Annotated in this window: 18 protein-coding genes; 12 read left to right on the top strand and 6 right to left on the bottom strand. The window is 59.5% G+C overall.

Annotated features, from left to right (window positions below):
* Positions 1-208: 208 nt before the first annotated feature.
* Together LRL22_RS14940 and LRL22_RS14945 are read right to left on the bottom strand one after the other, a co-directional pair.
* Positions 209-631 (bottom strand): CBS domain-containing protein, encoded by a 423-nt coding sequence (locus LRL22_RS14940; protein WP_005333273.1) that lies wholly within the window; start codon positions 629-631, stop codon positions 209-211.
* Positions 632-751: 120 nt separating this feature from the next.
* Complete coding sequence (locus LRL22_RS14945) at positions 752-2,029, bottom strand: HD-GYP domain-containing protein (RefSeq protein WP_270905707.1); 1,278 nt, start codon at positions 2,027-2,029, stop codon at positions 752-754.
* Positions 2,030-2,875: 846 nt separating this feature from the next.
* Here LRL22_RS14945 and LRL22_RS14950 point away from each other — a divergent pair.
* The 8 genes from LRL22_RS14950 to LRL22_RS14985 all read left to right on the top strand — a co-directional run bounded on the left by LRL22_RS14950 (position 2,876) and on the right by LRL22_RS14985 (position 12,282).
* Complete coding sequence (locus LRL22_RS14950) at positions 2,876-4,414, top strand: arylsulfatase (RefSeq protein WP_223849303.1); 1,539 nt, start codon at positions 2,876-2,878, stop codon at positions 4,412-4,414.
* Positions 4,415-4,558: 144 nt separating this feature from the next.
* On the top strand, positions 4,559-5,536 hold the full coding sequence (locus LRL22_RS14955; protein ID WP_270905708.1) for an AAA family ATPase: 978 nt from the start codon (positions 4,559-4,561) through the stop codon (positions 5,534-5,536).
* Positions 5,537-5,544: 8 nt separating this feature from the next.
* Positions 5,545-6,528 (top strand): DUF58 domain-containing protein, encoded by a 984-nt coding sequence (locus LRL22_RS14960; RefSeq protein ID WP_270905709.1) that lies wholly within the window; start codon positions 5,545-5,547, stop codon positions 6,526-6,528.
* Entirely contained in the window at positions 6,528-7,049 is a 522-nt protein-coding gene (locus LRL22_RS14965; RefSeq protein WP_270905710.1) for a DUF4381 family protein, read from the top strand. The genes LRL22_RS14960 and LRL22_RS14965 overlap by 1 nt, the downstream gene beginning before the upstream one ends.
* Positions 7,042-8,085, top strand: coding sequence for a vWA domain-containing protein (locus LRL22_RS14970; protein WP_270905711.1), 1,044 nt, complete (start codon positions 7,042-7,044; stop codon positions 8,083-8,085). Before LRL22_RS14965 ends, LRL22_RS14970 begins: the two co-directional genes overlap by 8 nt.
* On the top strand, positions 8,082-9,812 hold the full coding sequence (locus LRL22_RS14975) for a VWA domain-containing protein (protein ID WP_270905712.1): 1,731 nt from the start codon (positions 8,082-8,084) through the stop codon (positions 9,810-9,812). Before LRL22_RS14970 ends, LRL22_RS14975 begins: the two co-directional genes overlap by 4 nt.
* On the top strand, positions 9,793-11,160 hold the full coding sequence (locus LRL22_RS14980) for a BatD family protein (RefSeq protein WP_270905713.1): 1,368 nt from the start codon (positions 9,793-9,795) through the stop codon (positions 11,158-11,160). The genes LRL22_RS14975 and LRL22_RS14980 overlap by 20 nt, the downstream gene beginning before the upstream one ends.
* Positions 11,161-11,346: 186 nt before the next feature.
* The gene (locus tag LRL22_RS14985; RefSeq protein WP_270905714.1) at positions 11,347-12,282 is read left to right on the top strand and encodes a LysR family transcriptional regulator; all 936 of its coding nucleotides are present in this window, start codon (positions 11,347-11,349) and stop codon (positions 12,280-12,282) included.
* Here LRL22_RS14985 and LRL22_RS14990 read toward each other — a convergent pair.
* Genes LRL22_RS14990 through LRL22_RS15000 form a run of 3 tightly spaced genes read right to left on the bottom strand, consistent with a single transcriptional unit; the run spans position 12,279 to position 15,546 of the window.
* Positions 12,279-13,079 carry a formylglycine-generating enzyme family protein gene (locus tag LRL22_RS14990; RefSeq protein WP_270905715.1) on the bottom strand — a complete coding sequence of 267 codons (801 nt, stop codon included), beginning with the start codon at positions 13,077-13,079 and terminating at the stop codon, positions 12,279-12,281. The genes LRL22_RS14985 and LRL22_RS14990 overlap by 4 nt on opposite strands.
* A gap of 34 nt (positions 13,080-13,113) precedes the next feature.
* Complete coding sequence (locus tag LRL22_RS14995; protein ID WP_270905716.1) at positions 13,114-14,229, bottom strand: tetratricopeptide repeat protein; 1,116 nt, start codon at positions 14,227-14,229, stop codon at positions 13,114-13,116.
* Between the two features lie 3 nt (positions 14,230-14,232).
* Entirely contained in the window at positions 14,233-15,546 is a 1,314-nt protein-coding gene (locus LRL22_RS15000; protein ID WP_270905717.1) for an anaerobic sulfatase maturase, read from the bottom strand.
* Between the two features lie 340 nt (positions 15,547-15,886).
* Between LRL22_RS15000 and sbcB the strand changes: the two genes are divergently transcribed.
* Positions 15,887-17,314, top strand: a complete 1,428-nt coding sequence (gene sbcB / locus LRL22_RS15005; protein ID WP_270905718.1) for an exodeoxyribonuclease I — start codon at positions 15,887-15,889, stop codon at positions 17,312-17,314.
* A gap of 155 nt (positions 17,315-17,469) precedes the next feature.
* The gene (locus LRL22_RS15010) at positions 17,470-17,970 is read left to right on the top strand and encodes a hypothetical protein (protein ID WP_005360277.1); all 501 of its coding nucleotides are present in this window, start codon (positions 17,470-17,472) and stop codon (positions 17,968-17,970) included.
* Positions 17,971-18,035: 65 nt separating this feature from the next.
* On the opposite strand, the gene LRL22_RS15015 is transcribed toward LRL22_RS15010, so the two are convergent.
* Positions 18,036-19,745 (bottom strand): glycoside hydrolase family 36 protein, encoded by a 1,710-nt coding sequence (locus LRL22_RS15015; RefSeq protein ID WP_270905719.1) that lies wholly within the window; start codon positions 19,743-19,745, stop codon positions 18,036-18,038.
* A gap of 160 nt (positions 19,746-19,905) precedes the next feature.
* On the opposite strand from LRL22_RS15015, the gene LRL22_RS15020 reads away from it, so the two are divergent.
* Entirely contained in the window at positions 19,906-20,262 is a 357-nt protein-coding gene (locus LRL22_RS15020; RefSeq protein WP_270905720.1) for a CidA/LrgA family protein, read from the top strand.
* Entirely contained in the window at positions 20,259-20,945 is a 687-nt protein-coding gene (locus LRL22_RS15025) for an LrgB family protein (RefSeq protein WP_108541154.1), read from the top strand. Before LRL22_RS15020 ends, LRL22_RS15025 begins: the two co-directional genes overlap by 4 nt.
* Positions 20,946-21,144: the final 199 nt, after the last annotated feature.

Raw genomic sequence — 21,144 nt, forward strand, 5'->3', positions numbered from 1 at the left:
GCCATATCGATTAGCTGCGAGCGATCCTAAAGAGCGAGCGGGAACGGTGCAAGCCTTAACGTAGCGTCATCTATGGGAAGACAGAGAGACTGGCCGATCCTCATATATGGCAAAACAATTATTGTAAGATGGCATAACACGAATAAATGGCAGCATATGAAATAGCCAAGGCAAGCCGAAGCTTGCCTTGGGAGAGAGAAAAACAGGGTTAACCATGGGTGTGATGGACAAAACAGGTGGTGAGCTGAGCGTGAATGGCCTGCATGACATTGTGACGATTGATGACACCGAGCAGACGCCCCTCCTCCACTACCGGATAGATCTTCGGCTTTTGCCCCATCATCATCTCCGCCAGGCTCAAAATGCTGGTATCGGGTCCCACCGACAGCACCTCCTTGCGCATCACATCCTTGACCTGCGCCACCTGTTCGCAGTGATAGGCCTCCTTAAGCAGCACTGCGATGCAATCCTGCTCGGAGATCCAGCCAATCAGATGGCCCTGCCCATCCACCACCGGGCCACCGAGCTGATGACTGTTCAGAAATTTCTCGACCGCAGCTTGCACCATCATGTCGGCAGTGAAGGTGATGGGTCTGCTCTGCATATAATCCTTGGCTTTTAGCGATTCCATATCTGCTCCCCTACGGTAGTCCATCAAGCTGGCGTCTTGTGCGCCGGTACCGGCACCATGCTCGGCTTGTTCCAAGCATAGCTGGCTCGCGGCGGTATGAGTCAGCGGCCAGCCTCTCCCTCAATTGATGGCATGATCCGGCTCGCGATCCGGAATAGCTGCCATCATCATCTGCGGCAGGTGATCGGCCAGCACCGCCACCACTGCGGGATCAACCCGCCCCTGATCCGCCAGTTGCTGCATAAAGGTCAATGCGTCACGGGCAGGCAGGCCGCGCCGATAAGGTCTGTCCTGCACCATGGCCTGAAAAATATCGGCGACCCGCAGTATCCGCGCTTCGAGCGCCATGGCGGATGCCGGCAGGTGGAACGGATAGCCCTCCCCGTCAGGCTCCTCATGGTGATAGGCCGCCCAACAGGCAATCTCTTCAAACCCTTCGATATGGCGCAGGATCTGGTAAGTCTCGAAGCTGTGGGTATTGATGATTGCCCGCTCCTCTTTCGTCAGACTGGCAGGCTTGTCGAGGATCTCGTCCGGCACCCTGAGCTTGCCCAGATCATGCAGCAAACCGGCGATCTCCAGCATGTCACAATGGATGGCACTGACTCCCATCTGCTCGGCCAATGCCCGAGACAACCTGCTCACACCGAGTGAATGCGTCATCGTGAATGGGCTTTTGGCGTCGACAATGCCGGAGAAGATCTGCGCCAGCGCTTTTAGCTCCCCGTTGAAGGTCAGACAAGGCTCCCGCACCTGCAGCATCTCCAGCATGTAATCATTGATGGAGCGGGCTTCCAGCTGCAGCCAGAATGCCTCAGAGCGAGACGCCTTGAGGAAGGCATCCACCAGCTCGGGGGCAAAGAACTCGTCACGGAAATCCTGCAGGCGTGCGCGGATCTCGTTGGTATGCATCAACAATGAACCATCGCCATAGTAGGGCGCCGCCAACGCATCGCAGCGATCCACCAGAAAGATAAGATTGGCCAGACGGGCCACATTGGGGTCCACATCGGCCATCTCGCGCAACAGGTGCCAGTGGGTATGGTGATAACGGATAGGCAGGGCCAGTGGGGCCAGCAAACGGAAATCCTTGAGCAGCTGATATCCCACCTCGCAGTGGCGCTGGGAGGACTCCCAATCGAACTCGCTGACCAGATGATGATGGGTGATGGTCGAGGAGACACCGATATCATGCAGCACTCCGAGCTCGAACAGCAGACAGCGTTCGGCCTCACTCATCCCCAGCTCCCGGCTGCACTCGGCAGCCATAATCCCGACCCGTTTACCGTGGGCCACATCGCCAATGCCCACCAGATCCAGCGAGGCTGACAGGGCATACACCACCTGCCTTAGATCCACTTGCAACGAAAAGGGGGCTGCGCCCTGCGCTCTGTCCATGATCCGGGTCCCATGCGATGTTGTCGTATCAAACTGGCGCTGTTTTATGCTTCGCCTTCTATCAACTTAGTCAATAGCCGAGCCTTTTACCTTGTTTTTATAGGTATTTATGAACCTGCGCACCTTGAAAAGACAAAGATCACAGCTGGATTTATTTGGCCACTCCCATTCAAGTCATATTTATCCGTTCAAAAATATGCGAGCAGACTTTTTAAATCTCGCGTAGAGATTGTGAGCAATTTTAAAAATTCATATCTGAGCGAAACAATCAACACCCCAACTTTACTTAATTATGACTTAATCAGAATTAAAGAATGCTCGGTTTGCCAGTAAGAATTTTGAATAAAGGCACACCACAACGCTCATAACAGCTCTCATCCCCTAAATTGATTAGCCGAACTGTGAACTCCATCACCCATTTATTCGCCTTATCGCCATCGATAGCGGTAGACACCTCCGCCTTCTGGACACAGCTTCCCATGCTCGCTCGCAGCCCGCCCGATAGCCTGCGACCGAAGGGTTGGAGAAAAAATAACGGATAACCAGCGGTTATATTCGCTATAAGGCGACAAGGATAAACGGGATTTATAGAGTGAAACTGTTGAAAGCTGATTTTCAAGCTGCGGTTAACTCGGGCTATTCAGGTCATATCACTCTTTGCAGGTCATAACGACAGCGATAAAGGGGAATGTGCCCATCCGGGTATTCCATCCCCTCCAACAGCCTGCACGGGATGATATTTCCACCGCGTTAAACGCACGCTGCTTTCATCGCCCATTTTGTGTACCAATTCACATCAGATTAGGAGTGGAGCCAATAATGGCCATTCAAATAAACAAAATAGCCATGAGCCTTGCCTTAATGGCCACCGCTGGTAGTGCCACAGCAGCCGCCAAGCCCAATATTCTTGCCATCATGGGCGATGACATCGGCTACTGGAACATCAGTGCCTACAACCAGGGGATGATGGGCTACCAGACCCCGAATCTGGACAGGATCGCCAATGAAGGGGCCCTCTTTACCGATCACTACGGTCAGCAATCCTGCACCGCCGGCCGCGCCGCCTTCATTACCGGTGAAGAGCCATTCCGTACCGGTCTGCTGACCATCGGCATGCCCGGATCCACCCACGGCATTCCGGATTGGGCCCCCACCATCGGTGATCTGCTCAAAGAGCAGGGTTACATGACGGCTCAGTTCGGCAAAAACCATTTGGGCGATCAGAACCAGCACCTGCCGACCAAGCACGGCTTCGACGAGTTCTTCGGAAACCTCTATCACCTGAACGCGGAAGAGGAACCGGAAACCTACTACTACCCGAAAGATCCGGAGTTCAAGAAGAAGTTCGGCCCACGCGGCGTCATCAAATCTTCTGCCGACGGCAAGATTGAAGATACCGGCCCCATGACTCGCAAGCGCATGGAGCATGCTGACGAAGAGTTCCTCGAGTCCTCGCTGGCGTTCATGGAGAAAGCAGTCAAGGCCAAGAAGCCCTTCTTCATCTGGCACAACGCCACCCGCATGCATGTCTGGACCCGTCTGCAAGAGAAGTATCAGGGTAAATCCGGCGTCAGCATCTATGCCGATGGCATGCTGGAGCACGATGATCAGGTGGGGATCCTGCTCGACAAACTGGACGAGCTGGGGGTCGCCGACAACACCATCGTGATTTACACCACTGACAACGGCGCCGAGACCGTCAGCTGGCCGGATGGCGGCACCACCCCCTTCTATGGCGAAAAAGGCACCACATGGGAGGGCGGGATGCGGGTTCCGCAACTGGTTCGCTGGCCGGGCGTGATCAAGCCAGGCACCAAGGTCAACGCCATGATGGCCCATCAGGACTGGATGCCGACCCTGTTGGCCGCTGCCGGTGTACCGGATGTGAAAGAGAAGCTGGCCAAGGGCTACAAGGCCAACGGCAAACAGTGGCGGGTGAAACTGGACGGTTACAACTTCATGCCATACCTCGCCGGAAAAGCCGACACCTCCCCACGGAACTCCATGCTCTACTTCTCCTCAAACGGCGAACTCAACGCCGTGCGCTGGAATGACTTCAAACTGAACTTTGCCACCATGGAGGGCAACATCACCGACGCGGCGCGTGTGACTCCGAACTGGCCGCAGATCATCAACCTGCGCGCTGATCCGTTCGAGAAGGCACCGCATGAGTCAGGTATGTATCTGCGCTGGATGGCAGACAACATGTGGCTGTTCGTACCTGCACAGGGGATCCTGAAAGAGTTCTTCGACACTCTGCCCAACTACCCGATGCAGCAGAGCTTCCAGATGAACCCTGCCAGCATTAGCTCCCAGAGCCTGATGCTCAAGGGCAAACTGGCAGAGCTGGATGCACTCAAGCAAAAAGTCGCCACCATCAAGTAAGGCGGTGACTCCAACGCCCATCACTCTCTGGTGGGCGTTTTCAATTTCCAGCCGGCTCGCCCCGTGCCGGCTGGAAATTGAAAACCCGTTGGCCCCCTCCTAGCCCTATCTCTGTCTCGTTAAATGTACCCTATGGAAAACCCTATGAACCCCTTGCAACAACAGATCTCGCAACTCATCGAACAGGTTGGTCACAGTGTGGTCGGCCAGTCCCATGTGATCCGCGCCCTGGTCATCGGCCTGCTGACCAATAGCCACGTGCTCCTTGAAGGTTTGCCCGGCACCGCCAAGACCCGCTCGATCAAGGCGCTGGCAGAAGCCCTCAATACCTGCTTCGGCCGCATTCAGTTCACCCCCGATCTGCTCCCCTCCGATGTGACCGGCACCGAGATGTATCAGGAGCATGACGGAGCCCACCAGTTGCGTTTCCAGCCAGGCCCCATCTTCAACAGCATCGTACTGGCCGATGAAGTGAACCGCGCCCCCGCCAAGGTACAAGCGGCGCTGCTGGAGGCGATGGCAGAAGGCACCGTTACCGTCGGTGACAAGAGCCATCGCCTGCCCGAGCTCTTTATGGTGCTGGCCACCCAGAACCCCATCGAGCAGGAGGGGACCTACCCGCTGCCAGAAGCCCAGATGGACCGTTTTGCCCTCAAGGTCTCGGTCGCCTACCCCGATGATGAGACAGAGCTTGCCATCATTAGGCTGATGCGAACCGAAGAGCGCGGTACCCGCCAGCAGAACGAGGGGTTCGCCCCCCTCTCCCCTGAACTCATCTTGCAGGCCAGATCAGAGCTCTCGGCCATGACGGTCTCACCGCTGGTGGAGCATTACATCATTGCGCTGGTCATGGCGACCCGACACCCCGATCGCTACCCGGCTACCGGGCTGCCACAGTGGATTGCGGTCGGCGCCAGCCCCCGCGCATCCATTGCTCTGGACAAGTGCGCCCGCGCCTATGCCTGGCTGCAAGGGCGCAACCATGTGCTGCCCGACGATGTGCGCGCCATGGTGCCCAGCGTGCTTGGCCACCGCTTTACCCTCAGCTATGACGCGCTGGCAGATGGGGTGGATCACCAGCAGGTGGTGATGACTCTGCTCGATCACGTCGTCATCGGGTAAGCGATACCATGACACCTCGCTCCTTATCCCATGACAGGCTGACACAGGGCGGGCAACCGCCCAGTGGTGACCCCCGCATCCACTGCGACTACCTGACACTGGTCCGGCTTCAGGGGTTGGTCGGCCAGTTTTCACTGCTGCCCCGACTAAACAGCGGCAACCTGCTGTGCGGCCGTCACCCGTCACGCTTTCGCGGCCGTGGACTCAACTTTGAAGAGCTGCGCCACTATCAGCAAGGGGATGATATTCGCACCCTGGACTGGAAAGTGACCCTGCGCACCGGCCGCCCCCATGTACGCAGTTACAGCGAAGAGAAAGATCGTCACGTGATCCTCTGCGTTGATCAGCGCAGTTGCATGTTCTTCTCCTCGGTGGAGGTGATGAAGTCGGTGGTGGCCGCCGAAGTCGCCGCCCTGCTCGGCTGGCAAGTACTCAAAGAGAGCGATCGGGTCGGGCTCGCCATTTTGCACTGCGATGGCGTGGCGCGGCTGCGCGGCCAGCGCTCCCATGGCCACTGGTTGGCAGGGCTGCGCCAGCTCTGTGCCGCCAATCATGCTCTCTCGGCCACCAGCCGCGACAGCGAGGCGACCGGTCTGGCCCCCCTGCTGGCGATGCTGGGCCGCCTCAAGTTGAAAAATACCACCCTGATCTTTCTCAGCGACTGGGCTGGCGTCACCGAGGCCGACCTGACCCGCCTCAGTTACTTGCAGCAGCACAACGATGTGCTGGCACTGCACATCGCCGATCCACTCGAATCGACCCTGTCGACCACAGCCGCAGACGCCAGCTGGGTAGTCGGCGATGGCCAGTACCAGCTCAATATTGCTCCCCACCAGATCCCTGTGCTGGATCAGGGGCTAGCCCACCAGCAGCAGCTGAAAAAAGATCAACTGCTGCGACTGATGGCCCTCAAGGGATTGCCGCTTATCACTCTCGACACCGGTGGCCACCACCTCGCCCGCCTCATTACCGCATTGGGAGGAGATCACTGATGAACCACAAGCTGCCCGGCACCTATATGCTGCGCGAATTGCAGGACGTGACCGCCCCCCCCACCATCAGCTGGCAACCGCAAACCGCAGGCTGGCTGCTGCTGGCGCTGAGCCTAGGGGCGCTGGCGCTGCTCTGGCTCTATCACCGGGCACAGCGCTGGTGGCAACAGCGTTACCGCCGTGAAGCGCAGGCGGCCCTGCGCACGATCAACTGGTCTGATGCCGGGGCCAGTCTGGCGCTGTTTCACCTGATCAAGCAGGTATTGACCCACCTAGATCCCCGGCACGGCAAGCTGTTTGGCATGGCTTTGCTGCAGACCCTCGACAATGCCATGGCTGATAGGCAGCCCCGTTTCGCGACCGAACTGGGGGAGCGCTGGCTGGTATCGCTGGTCTGTGATCAGGTGGTGTTAAGCGTCAGTGATCAGCTTTGCCTCGTTTCCCTCTGCAACGACTGGCTTGCCCACCACCAGACTCCAATACAAACAGCCTCGTTGGCGACGGAGGCCCATCATGCTTGATGCCGGTCTCGAGTTTGCCCACCCCCACTGTTTCTGGCTACTGCCCCTGCCGTTGCTGGTGTTTCGCCTTATTCCGGCCTATCGCACTCGGCAGAGTGCCATCAAGGTGCCCTTCTTCGATCTGCTGATCGACCTGCTGGATGAGCCACCGCGTGAGGGGGCAACCCAGTTGACTGCCAGCTGGTGGCAACGGATCGCCCTGATCACCGTTTGGCTACTGGCGGTGCTGGCGCTGGCCAAGCCCACCATCTATGGCCCGCCTCAGGTACGCGAGCGGTTCGGGCGGGATGTGATGATAGTGCTGGATCTCTCCGGCTCCATGGCAGAGACCGACTTCCCCCCCGACCCCGGCAAGTCCCTCAGTCGGCTCGACGCCGCCAAAGAGGTGCTTAAACAATTTGCTGCAACGCGCGAAGGAGATCGGCTCGGGCTCATCCTGTTTGGGGATGCCGCCTTTCTCCAGGCGCCGTTTACCGCCGATCTCGACACCTGGCAAACCCTGCTGCAGGAGACCGATGTCGCCATGGCAGGCCAGAGTACCCATCTGGGGGATGCCATCGGTCTGGCAATCAAAGTGTTCAACAACAGTGATCGCCACGGGCAACTAGACCAGAACAGCGCCAAGCGGGAGAAAGTCGCCATCATCCTTACCGATGGCAACGACACCGGCAGTTTTGTCAGCCCGCGGGATGCGGCCCGGGTAGCCGCGGTCAACGGTGTGCGGCTGCATACTATCGCCATGGGGGATCCGGCCACCGTCGGCGAACAGGCACTCGATCTCGATACCCTGCAACAGTTGGCGACCCTGACCGGCGGCCAGTTGTTTCAGGCTCTTGATGAGGCGCAGCTGACGCGCGCCTATCAGGTGATCGGTGAGCTGGAGCCACAACGCTACGAAAGCACCCGCTTTCAGACTCGCGAAAGCCTGCACCATTACCTCATCGCCGCCAGCGTCGGCCTCTATCTCACCCTCTTTTCCCTGTTGACCCTCAGGCGCTACCGCCTGCGCACTGCTCTCTCAGGAGACACGCCATGATGGATCCTCTCTACTGGCAACAGCTCTGGCTGAATGCCCACTTTCTGCGCCCCTGGTGGCTGCTGGCCTTGCTCCCCCTTGTCGCCATCCTGCTGCTGCGCTGGCGCATGGATGAAGCAAACCGCTGGCAACAGCGGCTGCCGCCCCATCTGCGCGAGGCGTTGACGCTGGGGGACACCGGCTGGAAAAAGAACCTGCCCCTCAAGGTGCTGGGGCTGCTGATGGGGCTCGCCATCCTGATCTGCGCAGGGCCGACCTGGAGCCGTGAACCCTCTCCCTTTGGCGAAGATCAGGGCGCCCTGCTGATCCTGCTCGATAACAGCGACTCCATGCTGGAAACGGATATCGCCCCCAACCGCTTGACGCGGGCCAAACAGAAGATCAGCGATCTGCTGGCGACCCGCGATGGCGGGCGCAACGGGCTGGTGGTCTTTGCCGGCTCGGCCCACACCGCCATGCCGCTGACCCGTGACAATGCCGTCTATGACCCTATCCTCGCCGCCATCCGTCCCGAGATCATGCCTAAAGCGGGCAAGCGCACCGAACAGGTGATCCCGCTGCTCACCGAGCTTCTGGCCGATGAGACAGGCAGCACAGTTTTGCTGGTGAGTGATGGCATCAGCCCCGCCGCCATCGCCCCCTTGGCTGACTATTTCCGTGGTCAATCCCGTCAGCTGCTGATCCTGGCTGCTGGCGACCCGGCCCTGAGTGGCAAACGCCCGCTGGAGCTTGCCTCACTACGGCGACTGGCCAGTGACAGCGATGGCACCCTGCTCACCATGACGGTGGATAATGGCGACGTAGAGCGCATCAACCGGGGGATTGAACGCAACTTTTTGATCCACAACGACTCCCTGATGCCCTGGCGGGACATGGGTTACTACCTGCTCTTTCCGGTCGTCGCCCTGCTGCTGCTCTGGTTTCGCAAAGGCTGGCTGGTGCAGTGGGGTCTGGTGGCAGCCATCGGTCTCTCCCTGCTACAGACGACGCCTGCGCAGGCCACCACCTTCTCGCTGGCGCCCGCAGAGCCGACAGAGCCTGCGATCAATCACTGGGCACAGGAGCTGAAACAGCAGTGGTTCAACCTCTGGCTCACCCCGGATCAGCAGGGGCAATGGTACTTCCAGCAGGGGGACTATCTGGAGGCGGCTAAACACTATGAAAATCCCTTCTACAAAGGTGTGGCCTACTACTATGGTGCCGAGTTTGCGCTGGCCCAGTCAGCATTCCTGCAAGCCGACTCAGAACGGGCTCTGCTCTATGCCGGCAATGCCCTCGCCAGACAACGTGAGTATCTGGCCGCCCGCCGGCTGTTCCGGAAACTGGCTAACGAGGCCAGCGACCCGAGCGTGCGTCAATCAGCCGCCCACAACTATCAGGTGATGAGCCGGATTGTTGACGAGATCAACCGCGCCAGTCAGAGCCAGACCGGCACGCCGGATGGACCTGATCACTCCAGTGAACTGCCCGATGATGAGCCACGCAGTGCCGACGGAGCGGAAGAGACCGTAGCTTCATCCCTGATGGCGCGCGAAACCCTGACCGCAGATCAGATCCTGGCCAATCCGGCGCAGGCCGAAAAGTGGCTGCGCCGGGTGGAGTCTGATCCCGGTGACTTCCTGCAAGCCAAATTCCGCCTCCAGCTACACGCACAGCAAACGGGCGCAACCGCCCGTCCTCGTTCTGCCACCCACAAGGAGCCTACCCATGTGCAACCGGCGCAATAAACTCCGCCACTGGCTGTGCGGATATGTGGCGACCGCTACCCTGCTCGGGGCCGTGCTGCTCACGGTCGAAGCACAGGCTGCCGAGGCCGCTGATGCGACTGACGCCACTCAGGTAACCCTCAAGAGCTGGTTGAAAGATCAGGGGGAGGAGAAGCGCCCCTATGCCGTCAACCAACAGATCACCCTCTATCTGGAGCTGGCCACCAACCGCTGGTTTACCGCGGGTACCCGCATCGGCCAGTTCGAGCTGCCGGGGGTCATGATCAAGCAGCGCAGCGAGCTGGCGACCAACTTCACCCAGCGCCGCGATGGCGAGACCTGGTCGCACCAGCGCTGGGAGCTGACGCTCTATCCCCAGCAATCCGGCCAGTTCGAGATCCCCGCCATCGTGGTGCGGGCCACCGTGGCGCGCCCTGAAGGGGGCTCCCGGCAGATCACCCTCACCACCCACCCTCAGCGTTTTGCCGCCGCTCTGCCCGACCCAGCCCTGACGGTCGGCGGGCGTTGGCTGAGCGCCAGCAATCTCACCCTGAGCCAGCGTTGGCAGCGCTCTGCGGATGACCATGCTGACGGCGAGCTGCGGGTGGGGGATGCTATCACCCGCACCGTGACCGCCAGCGGGCAGGATACCCTCTCGGTGCTGATCCCGCCGCTGATCATTCCGCTTGCAAGCGATGGGCGGGTACAGGCCTATCCGACGCAAGCCCGACTGAACGATACCCAGGAGCGAGGGGAGTACCTCTCGACACGGGAAGATCAAACTACCTATATCGTGCAGCGCGGTGGTGAGTTGACCCTGCCCGCGCTGGAGCTTGCCTGGTGGAACAGCCAGACTGGCCAGCTGCAAACCCTGACCCTCCCTGGGCAGACCCTGCAAGTGCGCCACACTCCCGCCTCCTGGCTGGCAGCCTACTGGCATCGGTTGCTTGGAGTAGCCAGTGGTGTAGCCCTGCTGGTGCTGGCACTTCTGGCTATGGTCCGTTACTACCGTCACCACCCTCGCCCGCTCGGCTGGCAATATGGGGCCGCCATCTGGTGCAGGCAGTGGGGGGCGGTGCGGGTACTGGCCTATCGCTATCTGCGGGCCAAGAGGGGTTGGCTGGAACTTAGCCGTGTCAGTTCCGATCCGGCTTGGCAGCAACAACAGGTTGTATTCCAGCAAGATCCCCTTGATCGGGCTGATGCGCTAAAGATGGGCTGGCGCCTGCTGGTGCACCTGCAAAGGCGACGGGGCGCCAGTCTTGGCAACATCCGTTCACGGTTGGGCCACATTATCGGCTGGCAAGCGGCCCCCCTGACTGGCAAACCGACCTCAGCGGGTCAATCATCCTGCAACGCAAACAGATAAATAAAGTGCGCCACGCAGCAACCAGCCCTGCGCTGGTTGTCCCACTTTGCCCACTTCATTACACTGCCAAAGTGGGATACCCGCTGGCTGCCACGCCACCTGACTGGCGTGGCAGGTTCTCCCCTCCGGCTACCCGGCAGTGCCAAGGCAGTGTGATTTTTCCACGAACATGTGACGAGGCCTCTCTTGTTAGACATCAGAAGTACCGAGCTGAACCTGATCCCGATCTTTGTCGCCATCTATGAAGAGCGCAGCCTCTCCCGGGCGGCGACACGCATGGAGATCAGCCAACCCGCCGTCAGCAAGGCCCTCAAGCGACTGCGGGAGATCTACGGTGATCCTCTGTTTAATCGCAAGGTCGTGGGGATGGAGCCCACCTCATTTGCCATCGACATCTATCCGGCGATGGCTGCCGCGCTGAAAAACTTCAGCTCTACCCTCTCGACCTCGCGCACGTTCAATCCGCGCACTTCCCAGCGAGTCTTCTCCATCGCCTGTGTCAGACTGGTCAGCGCCCAACTGGTCCCAGCACTGCTGGGCAAGATCCGGGCACTCGCCCCGGGTATTTCGCTCGAGGTGCATCCCCTCTTTACCGAAGATATGGAGAGTGACCTGCGGATGCAGCGTTATGATCTCATCATCGACATGACCCAGAGCGGGCGCAGCATGCTCAAGAGCGAGGTGCTCTATGGCGAGCAGGTGAAGGTGGTGTGTGCCAGCAACCACCCGCGACTGGGCAGCAACTTGACGGTGGAGGCCTATTTTACCGAGGAGCATGTGGCGTTGGCCCAGTGGCAGGTCAGAGGCAGCATGATCACCGCCGAGCACCTGCCGCAAATGGCCAACCGCAATATCGTGGTGCGGGTGCCGACCGCCATGGAGATGCTGCCCATCATTGCGTGCAGCGAGATCATCGGGGTCTTGCCCACCTCCATCATAAATACCTTTGCCGGCATGTATGATGTGCGGGTACTCCCCTTCCCCTTCGAGGAATCAGTATTCAGCCTGTCGGCCATCTGGCACCCCAGCCGGACCACCGAGGCGGGCCACCGTTGGCTGCGCCAGCAGTTGTTCGAAGTGGTCAGCGAGCTGGGGCTGAGCACCTCCATCGTTCAGTCCTAACGGGCATCTCGCACCAGTCGCAATCCCATGTCTGCCATCATCACCGACTGGCTGGCGAAATCACGCCGGAAATTTTCAGACAATTCAGCCTCATAGGCGTAGCTGCCGCCTCGCACCGACTTATGGGCGAGGTGGCTCTTGCTCTCCTGGGCATTGTTCGGGTTCTCTTGAGGACTGTGGCGATAGAAGGTCTCTTCATAGGCATCAGCCACAAACTCCCCCACATTGCCGGTCATGTCGTATAGCCCCAGCTCGTTGGGTTTTTTCAGCCCCACCGGATAGGCGCGATTCTTGGCGTTGCCGCTGTACCAGGCCACTTCGTCAATCTGATCGGAGCCGCTGTAACGATAGCCTTTACTCAGCTTGCCCCCCTTGGCTGCATACTCCCACTCAGCTTCGGTGGGCAGGCGGTAGTAAGCGCCGGTCAACTCATTGAGCCTTGTCACAAACAGATTGGCCTGTTGCCAGCTGAGGTTGTTGACCGGTACATCCGGTGCCTGGAAATAGCTGATGGAGGGGCCCATCACCGCCTCGAACAGGGCCTGGGTCACCTCGAATTTTGCCATGTAGAAGCTGTTGAGCGAGACCGTATGCTGTGGCCCTTCGCTCGCTTTGGCGGCAAGGTCGTTGGAACCCATCTCAAAACGGCCCCCTTCCACCAGCACCATGTCCGCTTCAATCTTCTGTCGCAGCGGATGGAGCGGCTGGTTGCCCTGTTTGACCGAGAGGGTGCAGCCGGCCACCAGCAGGGTGGTCGCCAGCAACGGAATTGCGAATTTGAACGGTATGATCGTCATAACCTGACCTGTGCAGTAAGAGAAGTGGCAGCCATCACTGGCCAGCGGAAACCGGCGGCGTGCTCGTCTTGCTCGCGCGCTTGCTATTGAGCTCGGCCAGCACCTCGGGGGGCGCTATCTTGCCAAGTTCACTCATGCAGGCGTCGCTCTTGGGGTGATCGTGGCGAAGGTAGATATCGCACACCGCATAGAGCTGCTCCGGCGCGCCGGAGATCCGGTAGGCAAGCTCGAACGAGCCGATGGCTTTCTCGAGATCTAGCGGCTCTTGCAGCACCCCGTTGAGATACCAGAAGTAGCTGTTATTGCCAGCGAGCTCCGCCGCCTGTGCCATGGTGACTGCCGCTTCGCTCTTCTGATCGAGGCGCACCTGGGTCAGCGCCTTGGCGTAATGGAGGTTGGCATTCTGCGGCAGCGCAAGGATCCCCTTGTTGAGCAAGGCCAGCGCCTCGGCATCCCGTTGCTGGGCCCGCAAGTTGTCAGAGAGACCAAGCCAGATCAGGGGATTATCGGGCTGATTGGCCAGCAGTTGTTCGTAGCTTGCCTGCGCCTTGTCCCACTGCCGGGTCCAGCGATAGAGATCTGCCTGCAACAGCTGCTGCGCAGGGTCCTGCTGCCGGGCGAGATACTCGCTCACCTCCGCCAGCGGCTGGCCAATGGCGCTCAGTTGCCCCTCATTCATGACACCATAATCGCGCGCCAGATTGAGGGTTGCGGCGTGGCGAACCTCGGCACAGCTGTCAGCCAGCAGCGGTGAGAGCAGCCGCCAGCGGTGCGCAAACTGATAGGGATCGGCTGCAATCACCGCCGCTTCGCGCACCAGTGCGTGCTCATCACGCAGGCTTCTGGCCACCGCCACCAGACTGTTCTGGTTCGGATAAGCCGCCAGCTGACGCAGGGCATCGGCCCGCTCCACCGCTGGCAGGGAGATATCCTGCGCACTGTAGGCCCACTGCTGGATCTGGGCGGCTGAGGGCGCACTGGCCGCCACGGATGCGGTGGGTGCCCCATTCGCTGATGTGGTGACCGGCGGCGCAGGGCTGGCTACCGCCAGCGCTGGGCCAGACAGGGTCATGCCAAGGGCCAGCCACAAGGCGCCCATGGTGCCGGAGCGGGTGTGACGGAACTCGTGGCGACTCAACATGCTCTGCATCGCTTATTTCCTCTGACCATGTGTCATGACGCCGTTATTTATCCCCGCATCACGGTACTTGCCATGGGCCACCGGATAACCGGCGCGGCGCAGGATATAGGCCATCCACTGATCGATATGGCTGAAAAACTTGTACCAACCGGCACAGAGGTAATTCAGACCTGCCTCCCCTTCGTGGGTGCGAATAAAGCGATTCTTCGGGCACTCCCCATAGCAGGCAAACTGGTAGTCACACTGCTGGCATTGGCGGGTCAGGCTGCGCGATTTGGCAAAGCCGAAGGCTTGCTGGGCGGGCGAATACGCCAGCTCACTGAGCGGCTGATGGTGGATATTGCCGATCTTGTACTTGGGATAGACATAGTGGTCACAGGCAAACACATCGCCGTTGGGCTCCATCGCCAGCCCCTTGCCGCAGATCTCCCCCAAGGTACAGAGGGGGTTCTTGCGCCCCATCCAGGTCTCGACACTCGCCTCGAAATATTGCACGAAGACCCGTCCCAGATCCCGCTGCACCCACTCATCGAAAATGGTGATAAGAAAATCCCCCCACCCCTCGGCTGAGACGCACCAGGGCTCGACCACCGAATTTTTGTGCCAGGGATTGAGGCGCTTGTCCCCCTGCTTGTGTTGCTCCTGCGGTTGCCAGGTCTGGGGCGCGGTGGTGCGAAAACTCTTCTGCTCGACGATGGGGATAAACTGCATCTGGGGCGACTTCACCTCATCACGCAGGAAGCGATAGACCTCCAACGCATTCTTGCTGGTGAGGTTGTTCACGCAGGTCAGGGTGGCAAACTTCACCTTGTATTTGTGCAACAGCGCCACCGCCGTCATCACCTGATTGAAGGTACCGCGCCCGGCTCGGTTGACCCGATAGGCGTTGTGCAGCAGCTCGGGGCCATCAATGCTCAAACCGATGAGAAAGTTGTTGGCGGCCAGAAATTCACACCACTCATCGTTGAGCAGGATGCCGTTGGTCTGCAGATCGTTAGCGATCACCACCCCTTGCGGCTGGTATTTGCGCTGCAACTCGACCACCTTGCGAAAATAGTCGAGCCCGAGCAACGTCGGCTCGCCCCCCTGCCAGGAGAAGATGATCTCGGGGGTATTCTGCTCCTCGATATATTGACGGATATAGGTCTCAAGGGTCTGCTCATCCATCTGGGGCGAACACCCCTTCTTGTATTCCAGCAGATCCTGCTTGCTGAGGTAGTAGCAGTAGGTACAGTCGATGTTACACACGGCCCCGATAGGTTTGGCCATCACATGCATCCGCTTGGATGCCTTGCCGTTGAACTGTGGACCCTGAGTAATCACCATAACTGCACCACCTGCAAAATTGCTGTTTTGAGGCCTGCAGTCTAAAGGCTCCCGCTGTCACACGCTGGTTATACCCCTTATAACCAGCGGATATGGGACCAGGCTAATATTCTGATGTCATAAAAGATCATCGCATCCTACGAGATAAATTGGTCGTATAGTCCCGGTGAGCAAGACAGAAGTGCCTAAGATGTCGGGAGCAACCGCCCAATAAACCGCCACCTGCACGGCTCGCCCTTCGTTCTGCCTGCGCTATGGTTTACCATGCACACAATTGTGGTGCCTGGCACCGCCCACCCAGGCGCTAGCCGCCGTCATCGGATACCTCATCTCGAGCAACATGAGCAAAACAGCACACGCGGGCAACGAGCCAACATTCTATTTCCACGACTACGAGACCTTCGGCATCAGCCCCGCCAAGGACAGGCCGTCGCAGTTTGCCGGTATTCGTACCGATGCGTATTTCAACATCATTGGCGAGCCGCTGGTCATCTACTGCAAGCCGCCGGCTGATTATCTGCCAGATCCGGAGGCGTGCCTGATTACCGGTATCACGCCACAAAAAGCGATGAAGGATGGGCTGTGCGAGGCGGATTTCATTCGCCAGATCCACGAGCAATTCGCCACGCCGAATACCTGTGTGCTTGGCTACAACAGCATCCGCTTCGATGATGAAGTGACCCGTTACACCCTCTATCGCAACTTCTATGACCCCTATGCCTACAGCTGGCAGAACGGCAACTCCCGCTGGGATATTCTCGACATGCTGCGGGCCTGCTATGCCCTGCGCCCGGAGGGGATCGAGTGGGCGTTTGACGATGAGGGCAAGCCGAGTTTCCGGCTGGAGAAGCTGACAGTCGCCAACGGCGTCGCCCACGCCAATGCCCACGACGCACTCTCTGACGTACTGGCCACCATCGAGATGGCCAAGCTGGTACAAAAGGCCCAACCCAAGCTGTTTGGTTATCTCTTTGATCTGCGTAACAAAAACAAGGTGAAGGCGCTGATTGACGTGGTGACCATGAAACCGCTGGTGCATGTCTCCGGCATGTTCTCCCCCTGGCAGGGTTGTGCAAGCTGGGTCTCGCCACTCGCCTGGCACCCCACCAACCAGAACGCGGTGATCATGGTGGATCTGACCCGTGACCCCACCCCGCTCATTGAACTCTCCAGCGAGGAGATCCGCGAGCGCCTCTATACCAAAAAAGAGGAGCTGGGGGATCTGGCGGGCATTCCGGTGAAGCTGGTGCACATCAACAAGTGCCCGGTGCTGGCGCCGGCCGCCACCCTGACGGCGGAACGCGCCGACGAGCTCGGCATCAATCGGGAGCAGTGCCGCAAGAGCCTGGATCTGCTGCGCGCCCACCCCGAAGTGCGGGAAAAACTGGTGGAAGTGTTCAATCAGGAGTTCGCCGGCAGCAATGAGAGCGACCCCGATACCCAGCTCTACGCCGGATTCTTTGGCCATGGCGACAAGTCCACCATGGATCTGGTGCGTGCCACCCCCGCGGATCTGCTGGGTGAGCGGGAGTTCGCCTTTACCGACTCCCGGCTGCCGGAGATGCTGTTCCGCTACCGCGCCCGCAACTGGCCGCACACCTTGAGCGAAGCGGAGCAGAAACGCTGGCGCCTGCACTGCAGCGACTACTTCAGCCGCCGTCTGCCGGACTATGTGCCCCGTCTCGAGGCGTTGGCCGAGCAGAACCAGAGTAACGAACGGAACTTTGCGATTCTTAAGAGTCTCTACCACTATCTGGAAGATTTATGAGTTGTGAGTAGTTTCACAATAAATCCTTCCCGCCCATCCCCTTCTTCAGGTCATAATGACGAAGGGGATTTCCCCAAAAACCAATATCTTGCAACATCCTGAGCGGATGTCTCCCAAGCAAGAGATCTCTTTGGCCGAACGGAAGCCATTTGCTGATGCCTCGTCACCACGCACTGCTCGGATTACTGGCCCTGCTGCCGCTGGCAGCCAACGCCGCATACCGGTTCGATGTGCCGGATTATCTTGCTCGCCTGCCCGAGCAGACCTATCGCATCGTAGAACAGAACTTCAATACCCTTTATCAGCAGACTGATTTCACTCCCCTGATCACCAACAGCTACTTCAACGGCTCTCATCTCTACAAGTTTGTCGGGGTACCGCTGGCCATCAGCGCCCAGTCAGGTTTCCAGCTGGAGGTGTTTGGTCAGGTCTATAACCGCGCTTCGCAAGCCTATATGCACCTGAGCGAGGACATGTCCCTTTATCGAGTGATGCGGGTCGATCTGATGGGGAACCCCAATGATCAACTGGCCATCGGTTTTGGTCTGGGGGTGCCCATCACCCCGTTGCTGACCCTCAAGGCGATCGCCTCCGGCAGTGATATCCCGGGCTATGGCTCAGCCAAATACGCCGTCGGTTTTGAGTGGCGTTACTGATAACAGCTGGTTGAAACAATTCAGGCTCCGTAATGGAGCCTGAATTGTTTATGGTGAGGCTGTGATCAGGCGTAGCGGATCACCCGCCCTTCGCCCCCTTGCAGGGTGACAGCCGTACCGACAGCCTGCTCCTGCCAAAAATCGGTTCCCCCTTCCGGCAGCAGAAACTCCTGTGGTTGCTCCTCCCAGTTGAACAAGCAGAGCAGAGTACCCCCCTCGGGCAGCCCCACTTCACCGCAGGCAAAGTCCATCGACTCGAAACGGGCCGAGGGTGCCCGGGCGGCGCAGAGCGCCAGCAACTTGCACAGTTGCGCAGCCTGCTCCTCATCGAGATCTTGCAGCCGATCACCGGCCAGCATCATGCCACCGCTCGCCACCAGTGCAGCCAGATGGAAACTGTATTCAGCTTTACTTGCCTGCTGGCTCGGTAAATCCCGCAGGCAAATGCAGTCGGGGTCGAGTGCCCAGAGCTTGTCGTTCTGCCAGGCACGGCAGAAGGCCTCGCGAGCGATCTGGCGATAGCGATGACCACTGCGCTCCACATCATCGCTCACCCGCATGCCGTGCACCAGCCCGAGGCTTGGCCAGATGGGGGCGTTGCAACCGAGCAGGAAAGCGCCTTCACCAGCACCGCGCAGGATGGCCGCCATACCGCGTCGATAAGCTTCAACCCGGGTGGCGGCCGGATCGTGGAAACGGCCACCGTGGATGGCCCCCCAGAAGTTGGCATCGAGCTTGAAGTAGTGGATTCCCCACTGCTCGCGCAAGGTACGGAACACCTGTTCAAGGTGCGCTTGCACCTCGGGGTGGGTGCCGTCCAGCACATACCAGGGGGTGCAGCGCCAACCGCCATAGGTGACCCGCTCGGAGGGCAACGGCAGGCCGTCATCCCCCTTCACAAACCAGTCGGGGTGATCCTGAAACACCTGCGAAGTGGGTTCGGCAATAAAGGGAGCGACCCAGAGGGCAGGCTCGCAGCCAGCCTGTTTGATCTCGGCAGCCAGTGAGGCTACACCTTGCTCGAACTTGGCCGACGGAGTGAGCCAGTCGCCCATCTTGGCCTGATAGCCGTCGTCAATCTGCACATAGCGCAGGGCCGGGAAGCGCTCGGCACGCACCTGCAGGTTCTCGCGAATATCGGCAGCGCTCACCTCGGCGTAGTAGTGATACCAGGAGCACCAGCCGCTCGGGCGCTCACTCACCTTGCCGATCAGCGAGCCGTGCTCGGCCTCGATCAGCCGTGCCAACTCGGCCAGCAGATCCTCGCGCTCAGCCCCTTCGAGGCAGATCAGCGCCTCGCTCTGCCAGTGCTCACCGGCTGCAAGTTTTCGCCCTTCGCAATTCATCAGGATCTGCAGGCGCCCATCAGGATAGAGGCGAAACTCCCCGCCAAAACGGTGGCAGCTGGCAAAGGCGAGCAGCAGCCACCCCTTGCCATGCTCCACCAGCAACAGGTTGTGAATGGTGTGATAGCCATTGTCATCGGTGATGCGATAAACGCTGGCATCGGGGCAACGGCCGACATGTTGTGGTGATTGCCAGCTACCCATGGTCTGGGCCAGCATCTGGAATCCTTCGCCATAGATGGCGCTCTCCACCGGCAGGCCAAGCTTGCCATCAAACAGCACCCAGCGCTCAACCGGGGTGGCATCAGCGCCGGTGTTGTCGAGTCGCACCCGACACAGGGGCCCTTCCCACTGACGGGTTTGCAGCAGATGGGGTGGCAACGCAGTATCGTTCGCCAGCTGGCGAACTCGGGACAAGAGGGATGTCATCACAACTCCTTGTAGTTCGAAAAGGGTTCTATCAGGCACTTTTCAAAAAATGCCAATCAAATCAGCTTCAAACGAACTGATTTCAGTTGTTATTGTTTTAATGCCGCGACCCGGCCTCTCTGGTAAACTGCGATTTTTCTTCCCAGTCGATGAGGTTCACGTGATCGCGCAACGCGCCTTGCTGTACTTTCGTGACTTTATGGTCATCGTCGCCTGCCTGCTGGCAGGCAAATCCGTGGCAGCCATCCTGCCTTTCGCCTTTCCCGGCAGCATCATCGGCATGCTGTTGCTGTTCGTACTGCTCTCCCTGCAACTGATCAAGCTACATTGGGTCGAGCTGGGGGCAGGCCTGCTGCTGCGCCACATGGGCGTGCTGTTCGTGCCGGTTGCAGTCGGACTGGTGGCCTGGCTTGAGCCCCTGCGCCAATCCTTCTGCGTCATCATGCTCTGCATCGTGCTCGGGATCGTGCTGATCCTCGCCACCGTCGGTCGGCTCTACCAGAGGATGAACAAATGATCTTCTGGCTCGCCATCCCTCTGACCCTGGCGCTCTATTTCGCCACCCGCGCCCTCTATCGCCGCCTGCCCTGGCCCATCATCAATCCGGTGCTGGTGCCGACCGCGGTGATCATCGGCCTGCTGCTCTGGTTCAACCTGCCCCTTGAGCAGTACGAGCGCGGCAGCAGCCCCATTACCATGCTGCTGGAGCCCGCAGTAGTGGCGCTGGCGCTGCCGCTCTATCAGCAGGCGCGCCAGATCCAGGCCAAGCTCAAGCCCATCCTAATCTGTACCCTCGCCTCCGTCTTGATCTCGGTGTGTACAACCCTGCTGATCGGTCACTTTATGGGCACAGATCCGGCGCTGCTCGCCTCATTGGCGACCAAATCCATTACCACCCCGCTCGCCATGAGCGTCAGCCAGTCCATCGGCGGCATTCCCGCCATCGCGGCCGCCGTGGTGGTGGTGGTGGGGATTGTCGGTGCCCTGATCGGCTACCCGCTGCTCAAACTGCTCAAAGTGACCGATCCGGAAGCGCAAGGGCTCGCCATGGGGGCCTGTGCCCACGCCATCGGCACCGCCACCTCCGCCGAGAAGGGGATCACCCAGGGTGCCTTTGCATCGCTGGCCATGGTGGTGTGCGGGATCCTCACCGCGGCCGTCGCCCCGCTGCTGTTTGCCATCTATCACTGGCTGATTTGATCGTAGTGTTGACTACAGACTGCCCACCGATTGAGCACCCCGAGGGGCCTGCTGGCCTCTCGGGGTGCGACCTGCCGCACAATTTGCACAAGACAAACGTTTCCATTACCATCCCCCTCCGTTTGCCCGTCAGGGCGTGAGCCTGCTCACACATTTACCCGAGCTTGCTCCCTACAATGGCCGCCCAATTGGCCTTTGA

The organism is Aeromonas sp. PI_26 (assembly GCF_027854445.1).
GTDB lineage: Bacteria > Pseudomonadota > Gammaproteobacteria > Enterobacterales > Aeromonadaceae > Aeromonas > Aeromonas veronii.